Source organism: Glaesserella parasuis (assembly GCF_002015085.1).
In the GTDB taxonomy this organism is placed as follows: Bacteria; Pseudomonadota; Gammaproteobacteria; order Enterobacterales; family Pasteurellaceae; genus Glaesserella; species Glaesserella parasuis.
This window is the reverse complement of the sequence record NZ_MUXW01000039.1, coordinates 1-24,072: the sequence shown is the minus strand read 5'-3', so window position 1 is coordinate 24,072 and position 24,072 is coordinate 1. Positions and strand designations below refer to the sequence as shown.

The 24,072-nt window shown below is 39.8% G+C and carries 20 protein-coding genes and 2 riboswitches; of the genes, 13 read left to right on the top strand and 7 right to left on the bottom strand.

From position 1 onward, the window contains the following. Positions 1 to 208 precede the first annotated feature (208 nt). Positions 209 to 334, bottom strand: a riboswitch (FMN riboswitch). A 72-nt stretch (positions 335 to 406) separates the two neighbouring features. After that, positions 407 to 2,281 carry a SurA N-terminal domain-containing protein gene (locus B0183_RS09100; protein ID WP_021118439.1) on the bottom strand — a complete coding sequence of 625 codons (1,875 nt, stop codon included), beginning with the start codon at positions 2,279 to 2,281 and terminating at the stop codon, positions 407 to 409. Positions 2,282 to 2,463: 182 nt separating this feature from the next. Between B0183_RS09100 and B0183_RS09095 the strand changes: the two genes are divergently transcribed. Both B0183_RS09095 and rpsO read left to right on the top strand, forming a co-directional pair. After that, positions 2,464 to 3,783, top strand: a complete 1,320-nt coding sequence (locus B0183_RS09095; RefSeq protein WP_042905784.1) for a cation:proton antiporter — start codon at positions 2,464 to 2,466, stop codon at positions 3,781 to 3,783. Positions 3,784 to 3,914: 131 nt separating this feature from the next. Continuing rightward, a complete protein-coding gene (gene rpsO / locus B0183_RS09090) occupies positions 3,915 to 4,184 on the top strand; it encodes a 30S ribosomal protein S15 (protein ID WP_005597777.1) in 270 nt (89 codons plus the stop codon). 180 nt (positions 4,185 to 4,364) lie between these two features. On the opposite strand, the gene B0183_RS09085 is transcribed toward rpsO, so the two are convergent. After that, positions 4,365 to 5,762: a cytochrome-c peroxidase gene (locus B0183_RS09085; protein WP_021113969.1), complete on the bottom strand. Its 1,398-nt coding sequence runs from the start codon at positions 5,760 to 5,762 to the stop codon at positions 4,365 to 4,367. Positions 5,763 to 6,388: 626 nt separating this feature from the next. Here B0183_RS09085 and B0183_RS09080 point away from each other — a divergent pair. The 3 genes from B0183_RS09080 (at position 6,389) to B0183_RS09070 (ending at position 10,302) form a co-directional block, all read left to right on the top strand. After that, the gene (locus tag B0183_RS09080) at positions 6,389 to 7,414 is read left to right on the top strand and encodes a Fe(3+) ABC transporter substrate-binding protein (RefSeq protein ID WP_062924293.1); all 1,026 of its coding nucleotides are present in this window, start codon (positions 6,389 to 6,391) and stop codon (positions 7,412 to 7,414) included. A gap of 211 nt (positions 7,415 to 7,625) precedes the next feature. Further along, positions 7,626 to 9,278 (top strand): ABC transporter permease, encoded by a 1,653-nt coding sequence (locus B0183_RS09075; protein ID WP_078208697.1) that lies wholly within the window; start codon positions 7,626 to 7,628, stop codon positions 9,276 to 9,278. Between the two features lies 1 nt (position 9,279). Beyond that, on the top strand, positions 9,280 to 10,302 hold the full coding sequence (locus B0183_RS09070) for an ABC transporter ATP-binding protein (RefSeq protein ID WP_021113966.1): 1,023 nt from the start codon (positions 9,280 to 9,282) through the stop codon (positions 10,300 to 10,302). Positions 10,303 to 10,368: 66 nt separating this feature from the next. On the opposite strand, the gene B0183_RS09065 is transcribed toward B0183_RS09070, so the two are convergent. The 5 genes from B0183_RS09065 to B0183_RS09045 form a co-directional block, all read right to left on the bottom strand. Beyond that, a complete protein-coding gene (locus B0183_RS09065; protein ID WP_078208696.1) occupies positions 10,369 to 11,115 on the bottom strand; it encodes a TPR domain-containing protein in 747 nt (248 codons plus the stop codon). Continuing rightward, entirely contained in the window at positions 11,108 to 11,500 is a 393-nt protein-coding gene (nrfF, locus tag B0183_RS09060; protein ID WP_078208695.1) for a heme lyase NrfEFG subunit NrfF, read from the bottom strand. The genes B0183_RS09065 and nrfF overlap by 8 nt, the downstream gene beginning before the upstream one ends. After that, on the bottom strand, positions 11,497 to 12,033 hold the full coding sequence (locus tag B0183_RS09055) for a redoxin family protein (RefSeq protein WP_035495677.1): 537 nt from the start codon (positions 12,031 to 12,033) through the stop codon (positions 11,497 to 11,499). Before B0183_RS09055 ends, nrfF begins: the two co-directional genes overlap by 4 nt. Continuing rightward, positions 12,030 to 13,934, bottom strand: a complete 1,905-nt coding sequence (locus tag B0183_RS09050) for a heme lyase CcmF/NrfE family subunit (RefSeq protein ID WP_078208694.1) — start codon at positions 13,932 to 13,934, stop codon at positions 12,030 to 12,032. The genes B0183_RS09055 and B0183_RS09050 overlap by 4 nt, the downstream gene beginning before the upstream one ends. 117 nt (positions 13,935 to 14,051) lie before the next feature. Continuing rightward, a complete protein-coding gene (locus tag B0183_RS09045; RefSeq protein WP_078208693.1) occupies positions 14,052 to 15,578 on the bottom strand; it encodes a Na+/H+ antiporter NhaC family protein in 1,527 nt (508 codons plus the stop codon). Between the two features lie 128 nt (positions 15,579 to 15,706). Next, a riboswitch (Lysine riboswitch) is annotated at positions 15,707 to 15,876 on the bottom strand. Positions 15,877 to 16,089: 213 nt separating this feature from the next. Here B0183_RS09045 and B0183_RS09040 point away from each other — a divergent pair. The 8 genes from B0183_RS09040 to B0183_RS13035 all read left to right on the top strand — a co-directional run bounded on the left by B0183_RS09040 (position 16,090) and on the right by B0183_RS13035 (position 23,975). After that, positions 16,090 to 16,494: an H-NS family histone-like protein gene (locus B0183_RS09040; RefSeq protein WP_021109841.1), complete on the top strand. Its 405-nt coding sequence runs from the start codon at positions 16,090 to 16,092 to the stop codon at positions 16,492 to 16,494. Between the two features lie 94 nt (positions 16,495 to 16,588). Then, entirely contained in the window at positions 16,589 to 17,425 is an 837-nt protein-coding gene (gene purU, locus B0183_RS09035; RefSeq protein WP_005712106.1) for a formyltetrahydrofolate deformylase, read from the top strand. Between the two features lie 80 nt (positions 17,426 to 17,505). Next, the gene (gene rnhA / locus B0183_RS09030) at positions 17,506 to 17,973 is read left to right on the top strand and encodes a ribonuclease HI (protein WP_021111127.1); all 468 of its coding nucleotides are present in this window, start codon (positions 17,506 to 17,508) and stop codon (positions 17,971 to 17,973) included. Positions 17,974 to 18,192: 219 nt separating this feature from the next. Continuing rightward, entirely contained in the window at positions 18,193 to 19,776 is a 1,584-nt protein-coding gene (locus tag B0183_RS09025) for an ABC transporter substrate-binding protein (RefSeq protein WP_078208692.1), read from the top strand. 176 nt (positions 19,777 to 19,952) lie between these two features. Beyond that, positions 19,953 to 20,906 carry an ABC transporter permease gene (locus B0183_RS09020; RefSeq protein WP_021111125.1) on the top strand — a complete coding sequence of 318 codons (954 nt, stop codon included), beginning with the start codon at positions 19,953 to 19,955 and terminating at the stop codon, positions 20,904 to 20,906. Further along, on the top strand, positions 20,906 to 22,861 hold the full coding sequence (locus B0183_RS09015; RefSeq protein WP_078208691.1) for a dipeptide/oligopeptide/nickel ABC transporter permease/ATP-binding protein: 1,956 nt from the start codon (positions 20,906 to 20,908) through the stop codon (positions 22,859 to 22,861). The genes B0183_RS09020 and B0183_RS09015 overlap by 1 nt, the downstream gene beginning before the upstream one ends. Before the next feature lie 3 nt (positions 22,862 to 22,864). Continuing rightward, positions 22,865 to 23,671: an ABC transporter ATP-binding protein gene (locus B0183_RS09010; RefSeq protein WP_016527528.1), complete on the top strand. Its 807-nt coding sequence runs from the start codon at positions 22,865 to 22,867 to the stop codon at positions 23,669 to 23,671. A gap of 136 nt (positions 23,672 to 23,807) precedes the next feature. Continuing rightward, a complete protein-coding gene (locus tag B0183_RS13035; RefSeq protein ID WP_078208690.1) occupies positions 23,808 to 23,975 on the top strand; it encodes a dihydrofolate reductase in 168 nt (55 codons plus the stop codon). Positions 23,976 to 24,072: the final 97 nt, after the last annotated feature.

Genomic DNA, 24,072 nt, shown 5'->3' with positions numbered 1-24,072 from the left:
AGTGAGACCGCTTTGAGCAAAGTAACAGCTTTACGAAAAGCAGAGAGAGGCGTGTTTATTGTAAGCCCTCTCCTTCCGCAAATTCTACCGAATTTGCTCCACCCTCTCCCGCTTGCGGGAGAAGGAAAAATAAAAGCCTTGAAATCTCACGATCTCAAGTCGTTAAAAGCATAAGAAAAGCACTCGAAAATGTTCAAGTGTAGATATTCTAGCTCTTCTTCCATCCAGACTATTACTGTCGGTACTGGAATTTCACCGGTTCCTGCTTTGGCTTTCGCCGCCGCTCGCAGACTTTACTGCCGATCGGGAATTTCACCCTGCCCTGAAGATTAAAAAATTTTCGCGAATTTTGCGGAAATTTATAGGTAAAGTCAATTACAAATTTTTAACAAAACTCACATTTATATTATTTGCTGCTTTCGAGTTGGTCAAGGAAGTCTTGATTTACTTCTATTTTTGCACGTTCACGTAAATCTTTGAGTAAATCATTACGTAACACAACTCGCTCTGCTTGGTTAAACTGTGCTTGTAAAGGTTTAAACTCGTCAGCCGAACCATCGCTCACTTTATCTAAAGCGATAATAACCACGTCACCATTCGCATTACGAGCGGTCTGATATGTTGGTTTTTCTGCGGGTTTTGTTATTGAAAAGACTGCTTGTGCTAAAGTTGGTTCAGTAATTTGAGCTTGTGCAAAGACAAGTTCTTCAACTGCACCAAATGCGACTTCTACTTTTTCGCCTTTATTTAATGCTGTAATTTGTGTAGCCGCTTTCTCTTCTAAGGCTTTAACTGCTTTTTGTTGTTTTACTGCCTGTTCAACCGCTGATTTTGCTTCGTCAAAAGTTTGTACATTTTCAGCTTGATATTGACTTACGCGAACAAACATGGTTTTAGTATTTGTTGCATCGCTCACATCAATAGCTTCTGAATTTTGCCCATTTTGACGAACTTCACTATCAAATAAAACACGTAAGACTTTCTCATTATTGAGTTCAGCAGGTACAGTTTCACGTGTGAAAGCCTCTGTTTTATGAACTAGAACATTCGCTACTTTTGCAGCAGCTTCAAGTGAGCCACTATTTTCAAACGCTACGTTTGCCATTTCACGGGTTATGTTCGAATATTCCGTTAAAAGTAATTCATTATGAATTGTATCGGTAATTTGATCTTTTACTTTTTCTAATGGCACTACAGTTTCCGTATTACGCTCTAACACTTTTATAACATGAAAAGCATTATCTACTTTGATTGGTTGGCTTGTTTTGCCGATATTCAATGCATTTGCCGCACTCTCAAAGGCTTTCGGAAATACGCCCGCTTTCGCCCAACCTAAATCCCCGCCTTGAGCAGCAGATAATTTATCTTGCGATTTTGATTTTGCTAATTGTGCAAAATCTTCTCCTTTAGCGAGCGCTTGTACGATTTCATTTGCTTCCGCTTCAGTTGCTACTTGAATATGTGCGATTTTCGCTTCGCCTTTTGTCGTATATTTAGCTTTGTTTGTTTGATAATAAGTGTCAATTTGTTCGTTAGTGACTTGAATTTTATTAGACAAATCCTTTGGTTCAACAGAAATATATTCTACTGTCAATTTTTCTGGATTAACAAAATTCGCTTTATTTGCTTCGTAATAGGCTTGCATATCCTCTACAGAAGCAGTTTGATTTGCTGCTTCTTTTGCAATTGAATAGGTCGCTAAACGTACTTGGCGTTTTTGTAAAAGTAATTTCGCTAATAGTTCTTGTTGTGCTGGAACTGTAAAACTACTATTTACAATAGCCTCTTGAATTTGCGCAAATAACATACCTTCGTAAACAATTGCAGCATAACCATCTGCCGTTAAACCATTATTTCGTAATGCTTGCTGATACAAATTATTATTAAATTTACCATCTTGTTGGAAAGCTGGGCTGTTTACAATTTCTGATTTAATTTGATCGGCACTAATGTCAATTTTAAGGCTCTTAGCATATTGACGAAGAAGTTCATCATCAACTAAACCATTTAAAATACTATCGTGGAACTGTTTGACATAAACAGGATTATCCATTAAATCCCAAAAACGCTCGCCTAATTGAGCATTTAGGATATTCTGTTGCTGATTTTTTGCTCGATCAAATGCTTGTTGAGAAATTTCTTCTCCATTGACTTTGGCGACGGAATTGTCTGTAGCCATCAACCCGCCACCAATACCGCCTAATACAAACGAAAGAGAAATTAAGGCTAAAACAACTTTAAATAAGGGACCACTGGTTCTCTCATGCATTTTTTCGATCATTTTATTATTCCTAAATTATAAAAAATTGCCTTCAATTATACTGTAAAGCCATAAATTCTCAAACCTTTCCTTGCTATGCACGGTTCTTTATACAACTTTAGACTTTGCAATTTAAGTAAAAATTTGGTTTAATTTGCCAGTTTTCTACTCTTCAAATTAACTTATTTTTATAAGGATACCACATGGGTATTTATGCTTATATCTGCTTTCTGTCCGCTCTCTCCATTTTATTAGGCTTTGTGACTCATAAAATCAGCGACAAAATTCAGTCTACTATTGCTATTACTGCTGCGGCAATGATTGGCTCCCTCTTACTGCTTTTACTAGGAACTTTCGGTTGGTTTAACCTTGGTGCAGTAGCAACAGAAGTTATGGAGCAGATCGACTTCAAGAGCTTCTTACTTAACGGGATTTTAGGGTTCCTACTCTTTGCAGGCTCACTAGGGATTAAGCTCCCTGTTCTTAAAGATCAAAAATGGGAAATTACCATTTTTGCGTTATTCTCAACCTTAGCTTCAACCTTGATTATCGGTTTCTTCGTCTATGGCGTAGCCAACTTAATTGGGCTACAAATTGGCTTGATTTACTGTATCGTTTTTGGTGCATTAATCTCTCCTACTGACCCAATTGCGGTACTTGCAATTATTAAAAATTTACGCGCACCGAAACGCTTATCTATGCAAGTAGAGGGTGAATCGCTTTTCAATGACGGCGTTGGTTTGGTCATCTTTGTCACTATTTTTGCAGTCGCATTTGGTGGCCAAGAAGCAAGTTTCGGCGGAATTATGAGTTTATTCCTACACGAAGCGATAGGGGGGATCTTATTTGGCTTCGTTTTAGGCTTTCTTGCACATATTTTAATTTCATCGACTGATGACGGTAGCTTAGAAATTTTATTAACTCTAACCATTCCAACTGCAGGCTTTATGTTTGCAAACAATGTGTTGCACGTTTCAGGTGCGCTGGCTATGGTTGTGGCAGGTATTATGATTGGTAACTGGACTCGCCGTTCAGGTTTTTCTGAACAGAGTCAACGTTATCTTGATCACTTTTGGGAAATGATTGACCATTTCTTAAACTCGCTACTTTTCTTCCTTATCGGTTTTGCGATCTTACTTGTCGATTTTAATATCTACGGTATTATGATGATGATTTTAGCAATTCCAATTTGCTTAGCATCTCGCTATATCAGCTTATGGTTACCGTATAAAGTGCTACAACAATTCCGTACTTACAATCCATATACCTTAAAAATCATGAGCTGGGGCGGGTTACGTGGTGGTTTGGCATTAGCAATGGCGCTGTCTATTCCTGCTAAAACTGCTTATGCAAATGGTATTGATGTTAAAGATCTAATTCTGGTGATGACATATTCTGTTGTGATGTTCTCTATTTTGGTACAAGGTACAACTATTGAGCCAATGATTCGTAAATCAAAACAAGTTGATCCGAATCGAGAAGAGTATCTACAACCACAAAGTCAATCGGATGCCAAACATTAGTTTAAGCTATTCTGAGAGAAAAGCATTGCTCTTGACAGCTTTTCTCTTTAAAATACGCAACTTCGTGTCGTAGCTGAATTAGAGATCGGCTATTGATGAATATTAACTTAACTACTTTTTAGGAGTAAAAAATGTCTCTAAGCGTAGAAGCAAAAGCAAAAATCGTTGCTGAATTTGGTCGTGATGCAAAAGATACTGGTTCTTCAGAAGTTCAGATCGCTCTTTTAACAGCACAAATTAACCACTTACAAGCACACTTTGCTGAGCACAAAAAAGATCACCACGGTCGTCGTGGCTTATTACGTATGGTTTCACGTCGTCGTAAATTATTAGACTACTTAAAACGTACTGATCTTGCTAAATACTCAGAAACTATCGCACGTTTAGGTTTACGTCGCTAATGTTTTGAAAAATTCTTGTTTGATGAAAATTAAGCAAGGAAGGTTTGTATAAATCTAAATTATTAATCAAGGGCTGAAAACAATATTATATTGATTTCAGCCCTTTTAGTTTCTTATTCTTACGATATGTCAGAGATTAATTTCTCCTATATCGTTTTTGTGACGACTTAGCAATTTATGCTAATCCTGACGAGTTAATACTTTACCTTGATATTCACCGGTTAAGGCTTCTAGGAATGAAGTAATATCGTTCAACTCTTGATCGGTTAAGGTTTTACCACTTTGATAGTGAGCCATTACTCGAACTGCTTCTTTTAAGTCCTTAACGCTACCGTCGTGCATATAAGGGGCAGTTAAAGCCACATTACGCAAGGTTGGTACTTTGAAGCGGTGCATATCGGCAGGATCTTTGGTTTGTGAGAAACGACCGTGATCGTCAGCGGTAATCGGTGTGCCACGCGCTTTGAAATAATCATCATACAAGCCCATATATTCAAAGGATTGTCCACCCATTGCCGTACCCGTATGGCAAGTGTCACATTTCGCCGATTTAAATGCTTCATAACCACGTTTTTGTGCATCATTCAAGGCATTTTGGTCGCCTTTTAAGAATTTATCGAAAGCACTGTTTGGTGTGATCAAGGTTTTCTCAAATTCTGCAATAGCATCGGTTAAAGTGTCTGCGGTTAATTCAGGATAAGCCGCTAAGAACTCTTGCATAAAAGCGTGATCTTGTTTGAATTTCGCCAGAATTTCATCAAAGCTATGCGAACCCATTTCAACAGGATTAAGCGGTGGGCCTTTTGCTTGATCGGCTAAATCTTTGGCGCGACCGTCCCAGAATTGTAAGTGGTTAAAGGCTGCGTTATATACCGTTGGGGCATTGATACCGCCTTTTTGTCCATGAATACCTGTTGATGTGGTCAATCCGTCCACACCGCCTTTATCTAACTGGTGGCAGTTACTACAAGCCACTGTGCCATCGCCTGATAAACGCCCATCGTGGTAGATTTGATCTCCTAAGGCAACTTTGCGTGGATCTGTGGTTAATGCATCAGGAATAGGTTGAACTAAGCGAGTTGGATCAACACCAGCGGTATTTTTCGGCACAAAATGTTCCGCACGCTGTTGATGGATCCAGTCAAGCACCGTTTGCTTTTCTTGCTCATCAGGACGAGAACCCCAGTGAATATGAATAAAGCTCGCAATTGGCATTGTGTCGTTGCGTAACACTGTTTCTAATTTAGCCAGATCCGCTTCAGATAATTTAGTCGGATCTTTCATTCCTTCTAACATTTTATCCAAACGGAAAAAGCGGTTGCCTGTTGCAACATCTTTCTCAACCATCGAGCCAATAACAGGAAGATTAGCATAGAAAGGTTTATCTACATTTGGTGAGTGGCAATACTGACAGCCATTTTCAAAAAAGACTTTCGCCACTTCTTGTTGTTTGCCACTAAAATTAGTTTGTGCAAGTAGTTTTGCTGCTTGGTCTTGGTCAAAGGTATGCACATACCCAACCACCCCTAAAAATCCAGCAACGCCTAAGGCAATCGCTGATAACAGTAGTTTTTTCATTGGTAACACTCCATAAAGTAAAAAGCGGATACATTATCCCTATAAAAAACTACGGTTATTTTGATCTAATTCAATAGATTTAATTTATAAATGCTATTTGAATAATCGTTAAAATCTTTCTTTCATCTCTAAATATTTTTTAGACGCTAAATTTAATGTTTATCAATTAAATCTTGATTGCATTTTGTTTCTTTTTGCACAATTAAGTTAGTTTTTAACCTATCTTAATTTACGGAATAATTTAAATGAAAAAGACAATACTCTGCTTAACATGGGCTTTACAGTCTGTTGCTCTATTAATCACGAAGGCAGTACAAAATTATACGAGCAAACATTAACTTCATTGAAAGCAAAATTATTGCTAACAAAACAGCAGGTATTATGCACAGATTTTATTGAAATGAGGTATTTGTGCACTTGATTCATAATACCGGATAATATGCTGCGACTATAGGATGCCCCAAAAAGGTTTCACTTTTCATCTTATTAAGAATGAAATTAACTACCTATTAGTAAATAAAAATAGTTCTTATTGACATAAAAATTTAAACATTTTAAACTCACACTGTTTTGTAAACGCTCGCTATTTATAGTGAGTTTATCTCTTTCTTAATGAGGACATTTTTATGAAAAAATCTCTTTCTGTGCTTGCACTTGCATTATCTTCTGTTGTTTCAACTTCTGCGTTAGCTGCAAACGAAGTCAATGTTTACTCTTACCGTCAGCCGTACTTAATTGAGCCGATGTTAAAAGACTTTGAAAAACAAACAGGTATCAAAGTAAACGTGATCTTTGCAGACAAAGGTTTAGTTGAACGTGTACAAAAAGAAGGCGAATTAAGCCCTGCGGACGTGCTTTTAACGGTAGATATTAGCCGTGTAATGCAAATTGTGAAATCTGGTTTGGCTCAAAAAGTGGACTCAAAAACTTTAGAGAAAAACATTCCTGCACAGTTCCGTGATTCAAATGGCGAATGGTTCGGTTTAACCAAACGTGCTCGTGTAATCTATACTTCTAAAGACCGTGTTGGCAAATTACCTGCTGGCTTTGATTACTTAGACTTAGCTAAACCTGAATATAAAGGTAAAGTGTGTGTTCGTTCAGGCAAAAATGCTTACAACGTTTCTCTCTTTGCTGCAATGATCGAACACTACGGTGAAGAAAAAACGAAAGCATTCTTAGAGGATTTAAAAGCAAATCTTGCACAAAAACCACAAGGTGGCGACCGTGACCAAGTTAAAGCGATCAAAGAAGGCATCTGTGATTATGCGTTAGGTAACAGCTACTACTACGGTAAAATGTTAGATGATGAGAAACAAAGATCTTGGGCTGAGTCTGCGATCATTAACTTCCCTAACGGTCAATACGGTACACACGTTAATATCAGTGGTGTTGCGCTAGCGAAACATTCACCAAATAAAGCAAATGCAATTAAATTAATTGAGTATCTCAGCGGCAACCAAGCTCAAGGTTTATATGCTAAACTTAACCACGAGTACCCAGTAAAAGCTGATGTTGCACCTTCTGATCTTGTAAAAGGTTGGGGTACTTACTCAACCGATGCATTAAAATTAGAAGACATTGCGAAAAACTATGAAAAAGCCTTGAAATTAGTTGATGAAGTTAAATTTGATGATTTCGGTGCGAAATAATTAATGCTGAAATGCCCGTGGGGACACACGCAGTGTGTCCGCTAATTACGGGTTTTATGTAAAATTTAAACGAACACACGCAGTGTGTCTGCTAATTATAGATTTTATGTAAAATTTAAACGGACACACGCAGTGTATCCCTACAATCTCCCCCCTTCCTTACAAAAAGGGGGAATTTTGTTTTTTAATGGAATGAGATTTTGATCGATTTATGATAAACCGATACCTGACTTGGCAACTTTCCGCTCTTGCAACTACGCTGTTAATCCTTCTTCCGTTGCTTGCCATTGGCTATCACGCTTTTGAAGGTGAAATGGAAAATCTCGTTCATCTTTGGGATACAATGCTAGGTACTTATCTGCTTAACTCAAGCTTGTTAGTCTTAGGCACTGTAGTCCTTGCACTTTTTTTTGCATTACCGTCCGCTTGGATTGTTGCAAATTATCAATTCTGTGGGCAAAAAACGCTTCAATGGTTACTTTGCTTGCCGTTAGCAATGCCTGCTTATTTAATCGCTTATCTTTATACCGATTTGCTCGACTATTCTGGGGCATTTCAGGAAATGTTGCGTGGTATTTTCGGTTGGCAAACACCGCACGATTATTGGTTTCCGAAAATCCGCACCCTTTACGGTGCTTGCTTTGTACTTGCCCTTGTACTCTACCCTTATATTTTCTTACTGGTTCGAGTGGCATTATTAGAACAATCCGAAAACCTCACTCACAGTGCCAGAATGTTAGGTTCATCGCCGGCGGATATTTTCCGTAAAATTACTTTCCCTTTAATTCGCCCTGCAATTGCTGTCGGTATGGCGTTAGTCGCAATGGAAACCTTAGGCGATTTCGGCACCGTGTCCTATTTTGCTGTGCCAACTTTGACTACGGCAATCTACGACTCGTGGCTCGGCTTTCAAGATCTCGGCACTGCAAGCCGTATTTCCATTTTTATGTTGCTGATGATTTTTCTGTTTATCAGCCTTGAGCAATATAGCCGTCGTAAACAAAAAAGCTATCAGCGTGGCTATGAAAAGAAAACCTCGTTCAAACAGCTCACAGGTTGGAAACTGTGGCTTGCACAAGGTTGGTGCTGGGGCTTGTTGGCGCTGGCGTTCTTTATTCCATTCGGTCGATTAATCTACTGGTCTTTCCACTATTTTGAACAGTCGTGGAATTTAGATTTTGTGCAATTTGCCTTAAATAGCTTAAAAGTCTCTATTATTGCTTCGATTATTACCGTTGCCCTTGCTATGTTACTGCATTTTGCTCATCGTCTGTCGGTCAATCGCAGATTTTGGGCGAAATCAACCCGCTTATCGTTGCAATTTTCCTCATTGGGCTATGCCATTCCAGGGACTGTACTGGCAATCGGCTTATTGTCGCCATTGACCTTTGCCGATCATCAACTACACGCCCTGCTGAAATCCTTAGATCTACCCCCTGTCGGCTTAATTTTTTCTGGTTCACTGTTTGCCTTAGTCCTTGCTTATGTAATCCGCTTTTCCGCAATGGCAATCGGCAGTCTTGAAACCTCTCTCGGCAAAATTTCGCCGTCGTTAGATATGGCAAGTCAAACAATGGGAAAAACAGGCTTATCAATGTTTAGAAGTGTGCATATCCCTTTGATTACCAAAGGAATTATTACCGCAGGCTTGATGGTCTTTATTGAAAGTATGAAAGAGTTAAATGCGTCACTGTTATTGCGACCGTTCAACTTTGATACCTTAGCGACCCACGTTTTCACCTTTACCTCAGATGAACAATTAGAGCGTGCCGCCTTGCCTGCCATCGTGTTAGTGTTGGTTGGATTAATCCCTGTTATTTGGCTGACCCGTTCGTTAATCTCTCAATCGCAAAAAGAACGTTAATATGAAATTACTTGATATTCAAAATTTGAGCTGTCAATTTGACGACAATGTGGTACTAAAATCCCTCGATCTTGCCGTAGGCGAAAATGAGATCGTCTGTCTATTAGGGGCAAGTGGTTGTGGCAAAACGACGCTACTCAAAGCGATTGCAGGTTTACTTCCGATTAGTGAAGGTAAAATCTTTCTTGCAGGGGAAGATTTGCAGAAAAAACCGATTGAACAGCGTCAAATCGGGCTGATTTTCCAAGATTACGCCCTATTTCCGCATTTAACGGTAGCACAAAATATTCAATTCGGCTTATGCAAAATGTGTAAATCCGACCAACATTGTTGCACCCAACAGATGTTGTCAGTGGTGAAACTACAAGGCTTTGAAGGACGTTTCCCACACGAACTCTCTGGCGGACAGCAACAGCGTGTCGCCATTGCCCGTGCTTTAGCTTGTGAACCTGAATTATTACTGCTCGATGAACCTTTTTCCAACATCGACAGCCAAACCCGTTATGCGATGATCCAAGAGATTAAACAGATCTTAAAAAGCCAAAAAGTCCCTGCGATTTTCGTTACCCATAGCAAAGAAGAAGCCTTTGCCTTTGCGGATAAAATTGCAGTGATGGATCAAGGTAAGATCGTACAATTCAGTACGCCAACCGAGCTCTACCACGCCCCAGTGAATGCCTTCGTTGCTGACTTTTTAGGTGGTACAAACTACCTGCCGTGCAAAGTGTTAGAAAATCACTTCCTTGAAAGCCCGATTGGTACTTATCAATTCCCTGAAATCGAGTATCCGCTTGGTGATTATCATTGGTTGCTCCGCCCTGAGCAGATTACCCTGAAAGCCGATGACAACGGGCAAGGTGTGGTGGTTGAAAAACTGTTCTTAGGGCAATTCTACCGTTATCAAATTGCAATAAACGGCACAAATGTCACCGCTTACCAAACGGCGGATTTGCCACTGGAAGCAAAAGTATCGGTAAGTTTCCAGATGAGAGAGTTGGTGTTGTTTGTTATAAAGAAAAACTAAGATTAAAAATTTAGAATCTTTTAAAATATTATTGTGATGATCAATATCAAATAGCCATAAATGGCGCTATTTCTCACGTAACATCTGCTCCGCCATTTTTATACTTTGAATGATCTCTTTACGATCTAAGGCTTCGTTCTGGTTGTCTAATACTTTTTCCCAGTAATGAATTGCCTGTTTGAAATCGTTATGTAAAAAAGCATCGGAGGCAAGCAGAAGTAGGCTAGCACTCTCTTTGTCATCAATTTGTAACGCTCGTTCAAGCCAAGCCTTTGCTTGTGGGGAAAGTCGTTGTTTATTTAAATAGTAATCGGCTGTTGCCATTGCACCTAAAATACTCGCCTTTTCGCCTAGCACGGTCTGAGCATTGTGAAAACAGGTTAAGGCTGCTTCAAAATCGTTATTGAGCGAATAAGCCTGCCCTAGTTCAAACCAGAGTTTGCCATCATTGGCATTTTGGCGAAGCTGATGTTGAAGGTTGGTAATATAGTGATCATTACGCTGTTCGCTACTTTCTTCTGCACGTTGTTGTTGAAATTGAGCAAAAGCCTGCTCCCCTTGAATAGCAAGGCTATAACGCCCTGTCTGCCAATAATAGATAATGCTAGAGACAAGGGCAATCAACAAAACAGTCACTACAAGCGGGCGTTTAAGTGGATTTTTTTGCCATTGCGATACAACTTCATTTTGTTGTTCAAATGCTTGGCGACTTGCCAATTCGGCTAAATATTCAGTACGCTCTTTCTCTGCAAAAGTATCCGCAAATCGTTCCGCTTGTTGATAATAAGTCCGATTAAGCTCGTTCCTAATCATTTTGCTTTCTCCGTGTTCGCCAAAAAATTAGGCTAAAGAGTAGAATAAGTAAGCCAACAGGCATTCCCCATAATACCCACGTTTGAGGATTAAAGGGTGGCTGATAATGGACGAAGTCTCCAAAGCGCTCTGTCATTGTTTGAATGATTTCTTGGTCGCTTTTTCCTTGATTGACCATTTCATAGACTTCTATGCGTAATTTGTAGGCTTGAGAAGCGTTGGACTCTACCAGATTTTGGTTTTGACACTGTAAACAACGCAATGATTTCGCTAGGTTAATCGCACGAATACGTTCGCTATCAGAATGAAACTGAAAGGTATCTACCATTTCTGCCTGAGCTACGAGGGCGATAAAACTGAACAGTAAAAATAAGATCCGTTTCATTTATCCTGTTCCTTCAATGCTTGCAAACGAGGCATAAAATCTTGAGCAAAATTAGGGTTGTAGCCTTTTTGTTGGTAACGAACAATGCCATTTTTATCAATGAGATAACTTGAGGGGGCAGAAGAAATTCTGAGGGTTTCCGTTAAAAAACCTTTATCCCAATCATCAATCACTAGCTCAAATGGATTTCCCCACTGAGCAAGGGCTTGCCGTGCATTTTCGGGGCGATCTGCGTAGGTCAGCCCAACAATTTTTACCCCTTGTTGTTTCATCTCAAGTAAAATCGGAAACTCTTTAATACACCAAGTACACCAACTCGCCCAAACGTTTAAAATAAAAGGCTCATTTGGTAAACTTGCTTTACTGATAACCGCTTGATTATCCAGTAAATGTTTTAAGCTAAATTCAGGCAACGGCTTACCTTGCCAATCTTCGCTTAACGACACATTGTCTTTTTCTTTTAATTGCATTACTAAAAAAAGTACAACCGCAAATAAGATAACAAGCGGTAAAAACAGCAATCCTTTTTTCATTTTTTTCTCCGATAACCAACCAATGCCAATAGGCTCGCCAAGACCATTATTGCACCGCCTAGCCATAAAATACGAACATAAGGTTTGTAGTGCAGACGAAATGCGTACTCTTTATTACCAAACTTATCGCCCATCACAATATAAATATCATCTAAACCATAATGGGCTAGCCCCACTTCTGCCATTGTCATTGTACGGACATCATAGTAACGGCGTTCGGGCAACAAGGTTGCCAATTTTTGATGATGTTGATCATAAAGATGAAACTCTGCTACTTCGGCAGTGTAGTTTGCCCCAATTTCATTGTGGTGTTTGACATATTCAAAGTGTAGCCCTGCTAATTCAGCAGACTGCGTTGGTTTTAGTCTCACGCCAACTTCATCAGCATAATAGCTATTCATCATTGCCCCAATCACACTTATCGCAAAACCAATATGAGCCAGTCGCATTGCAAGCGGTCGGATTTGCCACATAAATCGCTGATAAGGTAGATGAGTTAGTACAACCCAAATCGCGAGTGAGATAAAAAGAGTAGGTTGCCATTGCAATTGATGCACATAGACTTGTGGCAAAACTTGATAACTGAAGCCTAAACTAAGTAGCACCGCAACGGGTAATAATGCCAGTTGCCATAAGATTTGACGTTGTGGAATATGCTTCCAACGTAGCACTATTGCAAATCCCATTAGACATAACAAAATCAATGCTAAAGGGGCAAAAATCGTGTTGAAATAAGGCGCACCAACTGAAATGGATCCCCAGCCCATCGCACTGAAAATCATCGGATAAAATGTGCCAAGAATAACCACCAGCGTGGCTAATGCAAATAAGCCATTAACCAATAATAATGCCGTTTCTTTTGAAAACAGATGAAAACGAACATTGCCTTGCCATAAATTCACTCGTAAAGCGAATAGAGCCAATGCAACAAAGCTCAAGCTAAAGAACAAAATAAGCAGAGCCATTCCTCGCTCTGCGTCCACTGCAAATGCGTGAACAGAAGTAAGAACCCCAGAACGAACAATAAATGTGCCTAACAGACTTAATGCAAAGGCAAAGATGGCTAATAAAATCGTCCAATAACTAAAAATGCCTCGCTGTTCGCTAACGACTAAACTGTGTAACAGAGCAGTACCAAGTAACCACGGCATTAAAGAGGCATTTTCAACAGGGTCCCAAAACCACCAGCCCCCCCCCCAGCCAAGTTCATAATAAGCCCACCAAGCACCTAACATTATGCCTGCGGTTAGAAATCCCCAAGCTACCATTGTCCAAGGGCGGATCCAACGAGCAATAGCATAATCAAACACGCCACCAAGCAACATTGCCATTGCCATTGCAAATGTGACAGCAAAGCCTACATAGCCTAAATAAAGCAGTGGTGGGTGAAAAATTAATCCGACATCTTGCAACATAGGATTAAGATCTCGCCCCTCTGGGGAAGGGGGAAAACTACGCTCAAATGGATTAGAGACCAAGAGAATAAACAAAGCAAAGCCTAAAATAATTAAGGCGAGAGAGGCTAGGGTGCGGTAAGTAAACAAGCGGTCGATTTTGCCTGAAAAAATGCAAAATATGCCTGTCCATAATGCCAATGCCGTTAGCCAAAACAGCATTGACCCTTCGTGTCCTCCCCAAGTGGCTGCAAATTTGAAGAATGAGGGTAGTTGACTATTAGAATGAGCAGCGACATAGGCAACGCTGAAATCATCATAGATAAAAGCGTAGGCTAAACAGCCAAAACATGCTAAGGCTAATAAGGCTTGAATTAAACTAAATAGGCGATTTCCACTCAACCAAAAGGGTTGATGGCGAATTTCTCCCCATAAGGAACATAAAACCTGTAACCCTGAAATACCAGCTAATAAGACTAAACAGAAATAACCCAGTTCGGGAAGCATAATCTATCCATAAAATGTAAAAAATCGAGCTATTTTAACCGGTTGCTATAAATAAACAAAGCGAATTACGAGGATTCGCTTTGTTTTACTCATATCTTACTATAAGAGCTGATATCACTATTTTTTACGCTTGAATAGGATAACAAGAGTAACTAATACCGCTGCTGTTACTGCAAAGCTGAGGAATGCAGAGGTAGTAAAACCAATCACTAAATAACCCACTGCTGAAGCCACCGCAACGACAAGCGTATAAGGTAACTGCGAAGTAACGTGATCCATATGGTTACACTGTGCACCTGTTGAAGACAAAATGGTGGTGTCCGAAATCGGTGAACAGTGGTCACCACATACTGCACCTGCCATTACCGCAGATAAGCAAGGTAATAATAATGCGGGTTCTGCGTTGGCAGCCATAGCTGCAGCAATTGGTAACATAATACCGAATGTTCCCCAACTTGTACCTGTTGAGAATGCCATTGCTGCTCCTAATGTAAAGAGGATTGCAGGTAAAAATGCAGGGTTAATGTTGCCAGCAACAAGGGTTGATAAATACTTACCTGTTTGCATATCGCTTACGATGCCGTTAATTGTCCAAGCAAAGAATAAAATGGTGATTGCACCCATCATAGATTTTGCACCGATACCGTACGACTTCCAGTAATCACTCATTGTTACTTTACGTCCTATTGCAATCATTAAAGTCGCTACAGCTAATGCACTCAAACTTCCTACAACCAATGAAATACCTACAGTAGTATTTTCAAATGCGCCTAATACATCAAATGGTTTGCCACTTTCTGCTAGAGCTTGGTCACCCGTGTACATCATCATTGCAAGGGTTGCCAAAATTAAGGTGATGATTGGTAAAATTAAGTTCATCACACTACCACTTGCTTCGACAATTTGTTGCTCTTCAACATCTGCAGCTTGCTCAGCTTGTTGTTCAAAACGAGCCATTGAGCCTAAGTTGATTGAGAAATAAGCAGCTACAAAGACTAAAATCATTGAGAAAATAGCGTAGAAGCTCATCGCACTCATTGCCATAAATGCCCCCAATGGAGTGTAGTTTGTAATGCCGTAAGTGGTTAATAGACCTGCAATTAAAGTGATGATGTAAGCACCCCAGCTTGAAATTGGCATTAACACACACATTGGCGCTGCTGTTGAGTCAAGAATATAAGCTAATTTGGCACGAGAAACTTTGAATTTGTCTGTTACTGGACGTGCAATTGCACCTACAGTAAGGCTGTGGAAATAATCGTCGATAAAGGTAACGAACACTAACGCCGCCGCCATTAATTTTGCACCACGTTTTCCTTGAATACGTTTTTGGGCCCAATTTACAAAGGCTTGGTTACTGCCTGAAATGCTTAATAAGGCGGTGAGTACCCCTAATAAAAGTAAGAAAAGAATGATGTGTACGTTATTTGAATTTAATCCTTCTCCGCCATAAATTAACGAAGTGATATTTTTCTTCAAATGTAAAAAGGCATCAATCGGGTTGCCACTGGTAAGCATTAACGCACCGACAATAATCCCGATACTCAATGAGAGTAATACTCGACGAGTAATAATGGCAAGTACCAATGCTAATAATGCAGGCACTACAGACCACAATGAACTTGAATAATCAACTAGATTCATAAAACCTCTAAGATTGTTTTTAATAAAATAACACGTCAAACAAAGAAAGAGATCTACTGGAATAAACTTACTTTTGATGAAGCAAGGTGTTTAGGGAAGGGAACAAAAGAAAAACAGAATAAACCCAGCCTAACAGTAGCACTCCATAGCCTCCGCTATGACAGTATCGTTCCTTTCGATAACGATACCAACCAATTAAGATGACGCTTAATTGATTTCGGCGAATACGCCTTTCCTCTTTCTTCATCGTTTTCCACTCTGAAAGAATACTTATCGCATTCGCACCTCTACAATTTGTAGGACACTAATAGCTTACCTGAAGAAACGGCGGTTGCCAATAGGGGAAAGATGGATTTTGATAAATTAATATGTCAGATTTATTCTAGTTTGCTTTAAGTTATTATCAAAATATAATAAGAATTTTATTTTGTGTATTTACCTGAAATAATTATTACGATAATATAAAAAAAAGTCTAAATTGATATGAACTAGTTACATTTAGGAGAAAACAATGACTGATTTATTAAAAACGCTTTCAAATATTCGTAGCTTGCGTGTAATTGCTCGTGAAGCTTCAATTGAACAATTGGAACTTATCGCAGAGAAAATTGCACTTGTTATTGAAGAAAAACGTGAAGAAATTAAAGTTCAACAAGAAGAAAAAGCAAAACGTCTAGAAAGCCTAAATAAATACAAAGAGTTACTTGCTCAAGATGGTATTTCAGCAGAAGAACTTGCGTTATTATTAGCAGGTACAACCAAAGTAGAACGTAAAAAACGTGATCCTCGTCCAGCAAAATATAAATTCATTGATGCAAACGGTAATGAAAAAACTTGGACAGGTCAAGGCAGAACGCCTCGTGAAATTCAACAAGCATTAGAAGCGGGTAAATCATTAGCAGATTTTGCAATCTAATTTGATATGAATACAGAGAAGCCCACAAGATGTGGGTTTTCTTTTTTATGATTGATATGAATTAGCTATTTTTCTAATAAATAGAGAAAACAAAATGATTGAAAATAAAATTTTATTAACGGAATGTCCTGATGATACGGGGCTTGTCGCTAAAATCACGAATATTTGTTATAAACATCAATTAAACATTATTAAAAATAGTGAGTTTGTTGAAAGTGATACTCGCCACTTTTTTATGCGTACTGAATTACAAGGTATTTTCAACGATCAGACCCTATTAGCCGATTTAGAATTTACCTTGCCAAAAGGATCTATTTATAAACTTGTTCCGCAACAACGTAAACGTATTGTAATTTTAGTCACTAAAGAAGCACACTGTTTAGGCGATATTTTAATGAAGACCTATTATGGTGGTTTGAATGTTGAAATTGCGGCTGTGATTGGTAATCACGATACATTAAGAAGTTTAGCAGAACGTTTTGATGTGCCGTTCCATTTAGTAAGCCACGAGGGTTTAACTCGTGTAGAACACGATAAACTACTAGCGGATAAAATTGATGAGTATGCCCCAGATTATATTGTGTTAGCAAAATATATGCGCGTATTAAATCCTGAGTTTGTGGCGAAATACCCAAATCGTGTGATTAACATTCACCATTCATTTTTACCTGCCTTTATCGGTGCGAAGCCTTATCAACAAGCCTATCAGCGTGGTGTTAAAATTATTGGAGCAACCGCACACTTTATCAATAATGAGTTAGACGAAGGTCCGATTATTATGCAAAATGTGATTAATGTGGATCATACTTATACAGCAGATGCAATGATGCGTGCAGGGCGAGATGTAGAAAAAACGGTATTGAGCCGAGCATTAGAATTGGTGCTTGCTGATCGTGTTTTTGTTTATCAAAATAAAACTATCGTGTTATAATCTTCCTCTCAGCCTTCGGCAGCTCCCTCGTAAGTAGGGGGAGCATAAGAGGGATAACCTATATAAAATCATTTCATAAAATGAAACTTGTCGATATTTTCACTGATGGTTCTTGCTTGGGAAATCCAGGTAAGGGGGGCATTGGTATTTTATTGCGTTATCAAGGCAAAGAAAAACGGATAAGTCAGGGTTACTACTTGACGACAAATAATCGTATGGAACTTCTTGCCGTGATCACTGCTCTAAATGCCTTGAAAGAACCTTGTAGTGTACATTTGCATAGCGATAGCCAATATATGCAAAATGGCATTCAAAAATGGATTTTTAATTGGAAGAAAAACAACTGGAAAACCAGTAATAATACGCCCGTTAAAAATCAGGATTTGTGGATAGCTCTAGATAAAGCCATAACACGCCATCAGGTTGAATGGCAGTGGGTCAAAGGCCATTCTGGGCATAAAGAGAATGAGATTTGCGATCAATTAGCAAAGGAAGGGGCAAATAATCCCGCTTTAGAAGATGTAGGTTATCAACCTAGTCAAAGCTAGATTATGTTCTGATTTCGTGAAGTAGATCACAAATGTAAATACTCGTCTTGTCAATATATTGACATCGCCTTGATTAGTGTTATGATGTTTTCAATTCATTTTTACCTTTCATTTTGATTAATTCACTTCAAAATGAAAGGTAAATACGAAACTTTGTGGTTGTTTTATGTGTCTAGCACATAACCATTTAACAAAAACGACACTATCAAGGAGTCTAATATGACTAAACATTTTGAACACAATGAATCTCGCCGTGGCTTTATGAAATTAGTTGTAGGTGTTGGTGCTGGTTTAGCATTCTCAGGTTCAATCGGTACTTTTGCTTCTAAAGCCTATGCAGCCCCAGCAAAAGGGACGACTATTGAGGCAGGTATTGCTTATCCGATTTCAACAGGTTTTGACCCAATGAGTTCAACTGGTGCATCTTCAATGGCGGCTAATATCCACATTTTTGAAGGTTTAGTTGATCTACACCCAGCAACTCGCCAGCCATATCTAGCACTTGCAGCAAAAGAGCCAGAAAAAGTTGACGATGTAACTTATCGTGTGACTTTACGCGATGGTGCTGTTTTCCACAATGGCACACCAGTAACTACTGCAGACGTTGTTTTCTCATTTGAACGTGTATTAGATCCAAATACCAAATCACTCTTTGCTCAATTCATTCCGTTTATTCAATCAGTCAAAGCGATTGATGACAAAGTGGTTGAGTTTAAATTGAAATATCCATTTGCGTTATTCAAAGAACGTTTAACCATTATCAAAATCGTACCAAAAGCATTAATTGAAGCCCAAGGTCAATCAGTCTTTGATGCAAACCCTGTTGGTACTGGTCCATATAAATTCGTTTCAGCAGTAAAAGATGACCGTATCGTATTTGAAGCAAACCCAGCTTATACAGGTCAATATCCTGCAACTGTTGAGAAAATGACTTGGTTCTTACTCTCTGATGACGCAGCGCGTGTTGCAGCACAAGAGTCAGGTCGTGTACAAGCAATTGAAAACGTACCCTACTTAGATGCAGCTCGCTTAAAACGTAAAGCCTCTGTAGAATCTGTTCAATCATTCGGCTTAATTTTCTTAATGTTTAACTGTGAAAAAGCACCGTTTAACAACAAGAAAGTACGTCAAGCATTACAATATGCGATTGATACACAAAAATTAGTTGATGTGGTGTTCTTAGGCAACGCAAAACCAGCGACATCTTATGTTCAAGATTCTCACCCAGACTATGTGAAAGCATCAACAGTCTATGATTTCGATCCGAAAAAAGCGGCTGCATTGTTGAAAGAAGCTGGTGTAGATAAACTTGAATTTACAACACGTTCAACTGCACATAAATGGGTTGTGGACTCTGTTCAAATGATCCTTGAAGATTGGAACAAAATCCCTGGCGTGAAAGTGACAAACATCGCTTCACAATCACCATACAATGACGGTGTTGATGCTGGTAACTTTGAAGTGTTAATTGCACCAGGTGACCCATCAGTATTCGGTAACGACTTAGACTTATTATTAAGCTGGTGGTACCGTGGTGATGTATGGCCGAAAAAACGTTTCCGTTGGTCAAATACACCTGAATATGCAGAAGTTCAAAAACTTCTTGACGCTGCCGTGGCTGCGAAAACTCCAGCAGAAGCTCGTGAAATTTGGGGTAAAGCGATTAACATCATTGCTGAAGAAGCAGCACTTTATCCAATTATTCACCGTAAACTTCCAACAGCTTGGAGTAACAAAGCATTAGAGGGCTTCCAACCACTACCAACCACAGGTATGTCATTCATTGGTGTAAGCCGTAAATAATCATAATATTGCCTTCACCTTCGGGTGAAGGCGTTTAAAGTAGCATCTTACTTAAGGTTTCTTTCAAGCGGTAAGATTGTTGTAAAAGTTGCAAACCTTTTCGGTAATCTCACCGCTTTTCTTATAAAAATTATATAAACCTATCCCACTAACCTTTCTTGTAGTCGGAGAAAAAAATGGAAATCGTACTTCGTCTGTTACTACGTCGTTTAATGGCATTACCACTGATGATGCTTGGCGTAAGTGCATTAGTTTTTATCATTCTACAGTTCACCCCTGGAGATCCAGCGTCTGTTGCATTAGGTGAAAGTGCAAGTGATGCTGCGAAAGAATTGTATCGTGAACAACACGGATTGAACGATCCTGTTATCGTCCAATACTTTCGTTTCATTGGTAACGTTTTGGTACTTGACTTTGGTCTAACCACACCGCCAGAACAGCCAATCACCTCATTAATTGCTAAAGCCTTCCCTCTCACATTACAACTGACTTTCATCGGGGTCTTTTTAGCAGCAATCGTATCATTCTCTTTAGGGATTATTGCGGCACTTTACCGTGACCGTTGGGCAGACCAAGTTATTCGCTTACTCTCAGTGGCGGCGGTGGCAACCCCATCATTCTGGTTAGGTATCTTATTAATTCAATACTTCTCTCTTGAATTAGATTGGCTTCCATCAGGTGGATTTGTGCCATTTAGTGAAGACCCAACAGAGTATTTCCGTTCAATGGCATTACCATCATTAGCATTAGCAATCCCAGTATGTGCGTCATTAATTCGTGTGGTGCGTACCACAATGGTAGAAGAAATGGACAAAGATTATGTGCGTACAGCGATTGGTAATGGCGTACCTTATGCAACAGTTATTCGTCATAACGTATTGCGTAATGCCTTGATTACGCCAGTTACTGTTTTAGGCTTGCGTGTCGGCTACCTACTTGGTGGTGCAGTGGTTATCGAACAAATCTTCGACTTACCAGGAATGGGTAAATTGATTTTTAACGGTATCGTAAACCACGACTTACACCTTGTACAAGGGGTCGTATTGACTATCGCCTTTACTTTCGTCTTGGTGAATATCATTGTCGATATTCTTTACTTACTGATTAATCCAAAAATTCGGAGTTTATAATGTTTCGCCAAGGATTAGCTGATAGACTTGCTTCAGGCGGGGCAAGATTTAAAGCATTATCAACCGCCTCTAAACTCGCATTAGGATTTATTGTGCTCGTAGCATTACTAGCTATTTTAGCACCGTGGGTATCACCATACGACCCATTGCAAACCCTTCGCCCAGTTCAAGCACCAAATGCAGATTACTGGTTTGGGACAGACCGTCTTGGACGTGATATTTTATCTCGCTTAATTTACGGTGCTCAAACATCACTCTTTATCGGACTTGGTGCAGTAGCACTTGCCATTGTACTCGGCAGTATCTTAGGGGCAACTGCTGCGACCGCAGACAAGCTCGGTAACGAAGTCATTATGCGTTTTATGGACATCTTAATGGCATTCCCTGGTATTGCACTTGCAGCGGTATTACTTGCAACCTTAGGTAACGCAGTACCGATTATCATCTTAGCCATTGCGATTGTTTATACCCCACAACTTGCTCGTGTGGTGCGTGCAAACGTAGTTTCTCAATGGGAAGAAGATTATGTTCGTGCAGAACGTGTTATCGGTGGTAGCCGTACCTACATCTTAGTCAAACACGTTGTGCGCAACTCTGCCGCACCAGTGTTAGTCTTTGCAACCGTAATGGTGGCTGATGCGATTGTACTTGAAGCCTCTCTCTCTTTCTTAGGTGCAGGTGTACAACTTCCACAACCATCTTGGGGAAATATCCTGTCAGAAGGACGTAACATCGTATTAAGTGGCTTCTGGTGGGCAACAACCTTTGCAGGTTTAGCGATACTCTTAACGGTACTCTCGCTCAACATTCTCTCTGAAGGCTTAACAGATGCGTTAGTCAATCCAAAACTCAAACGTAGCCCAACCACATCAAAAGAAGACGTATCAAAACCGCTTTCAACGGATGTACAAGAAGCAATGGCAGAAAGTCTTGCATTAAAACGCTACTTACTCAAATTACACGAGAAAGAAGCTACTCGCACAGACCGTATGCAACTAAACCCAAATGCCAAACCGATTTTACAGGTAAAAAACCTCTCAATCCGTTTCCCAAATCGTTATGGCGACATTCCACTTGTTGATAATATCAGCTTTACCGTTAATGAAGGCGAAACAATGGGATTAGTGGGCGAATCTGGCTGTGGTAAATCTATCTCTGCCTTCTCAATTATGGGCTTATTACCACCGACAGCCAAAATCACAGGGGAAATTCTCTTTACCGACCGTGCAGGCAACCAACACGATCTCTTAAAAACCGATAAGCTTAACGAATTGCGTGGACACGAGATCTCAATGATCTACCAAGATGCTTTAAGTGCATTAAACCCATCAATGCGTATCAAAGACCAAATGGCACAGCTTATCAGCCGTGGAGGTAAACAATCTGCTGAAACCCTATTAAAATGGGTAAAACTCGATCCAGAGAAAACCTTAAACCGCTACCCACACGAATTATCGGGTGGTCAGCGTCAGCGTGTATTGATCGCAATGGCTCTAGCGCGTGAACCAAAATTACTTATTGCTGACGAGCCAACCACAGCTCTTGACGTAACTGTTCAAGCCGAAGTGATTAAATTGCTCAACGAATTGCGTGAAAAACTTGGCTTTGCAATGGTGTTCGTGAGCCACGATCTTGCATTAGTCGCACAAATGGCGCACCACATCACCGTAATGTACGAAGGACAAGTAGTGGAAATGGCACCGACATCATCGTTATTGTCTAACCCAACGCACGAATATACACGAGGCTTGCTCGGTTCTGTACTCTCAACAGAATGTCGTGCAGAGCGTTTATATCAAATCCCAGGTAGTGTTCCATCACCGTTTGATTTTGCGAAAGGCGACCGCTTTGCAAGCCGTTCATTACGTCCAGATGCAAATCCAAATCAACGCTTGAAACTTGTACCAGCAAGCGACAATCCGAAACACCTTTGGGCTTCACATTTGGAGGGATAAACAATGAGTATGAAACCATTAAAAGAACAGCCTATCATTGAATTAGAGAACATTGTTGTACAGTTCCCATCTCGTGATGGCACGCTGTTTAACCCAAAAAAATTCACAGCCGTAGGTGGCGTGAGCTTAGAAGTCAATGCAGGTGAAACGGTAGGTTTAGTAGGTCAATCTGGTTGCGGTAAATCTACCCTAGCAAACGTGATTATCGGCTTACAAAAACCGACATCAGGTACAGTCAAATTCAACGGCTTACAAATGAAATACGGTAGTGCAGAAGCTCGTAAACAGTTTGGTCGTCAAGTATCGGTGATCTTCCAAGACCCAGCGACAGCGTTAAACCCTCGTATGCGAGTATTGGATATTTTGAAAGACCCGATGGATATTCACAATGTACTGCAACCGCACGAACGTGAAAAACGTGTTTACGACTTACTTTCTCGTGTTGGTTTACCACGTTCCGCCGCACTTGTTGAGCCAACTCGTTTATCTGGCGGACAAAAACAACGTGTTGCGATTGCCCGTGCGTTAGCATTAAATCCAAAACTGATCGTTGCAGACGAACCAACCTCAGCACTTGACGTATCTGTTCGTGCGCAGGTGCTAAACCTGTTAGCCGATCTGAAAAAAGAGTTAAATCTTGCGATGGTGTTTATTTCTCACGATTTACAAACCGTCCGCCAAGTTTCGGATAGAATTGTGGTAATGAATGGTGGATTGATTGTTGAGCAAGGTAATGCTGCCGATGTCTTCGACACACCAAAAGAAGAGTACACCAAAATTTTATTAGATGCAGCGCCATCGTTATTATAGTTTAATTATGCGTCTATCTATGACTGTTTAAGTAGTCGTTGGTAGGCGCATTTCTTTTTATTATGAAGGAAATACATTATATGCGCTGTTATTTTCTCTTTAGTCCAAGTCTAGTGATGAACAGCGTTGCCAAATAATGGGCTTTCTGATGTTCGCTTGCACGGCAACAATGGGAATAGGCTTTTATAGTAGCAATGAAATCATGACTATTGGGGGAGGCAAGCTACTTAAACAAGCTATACCTCTCACAAATACACTTTATCTAACAGAAATTCAGACTAGAATTGATGACGATACTTTTTGAATTTCAATGAAATGGAATGGGAAGTCGTTAAAGAAAAAATGGTCTGAAGTAGATGAAAAAAATAATTGCTGCCGTGACCCTATCCCAAATTCTGTGT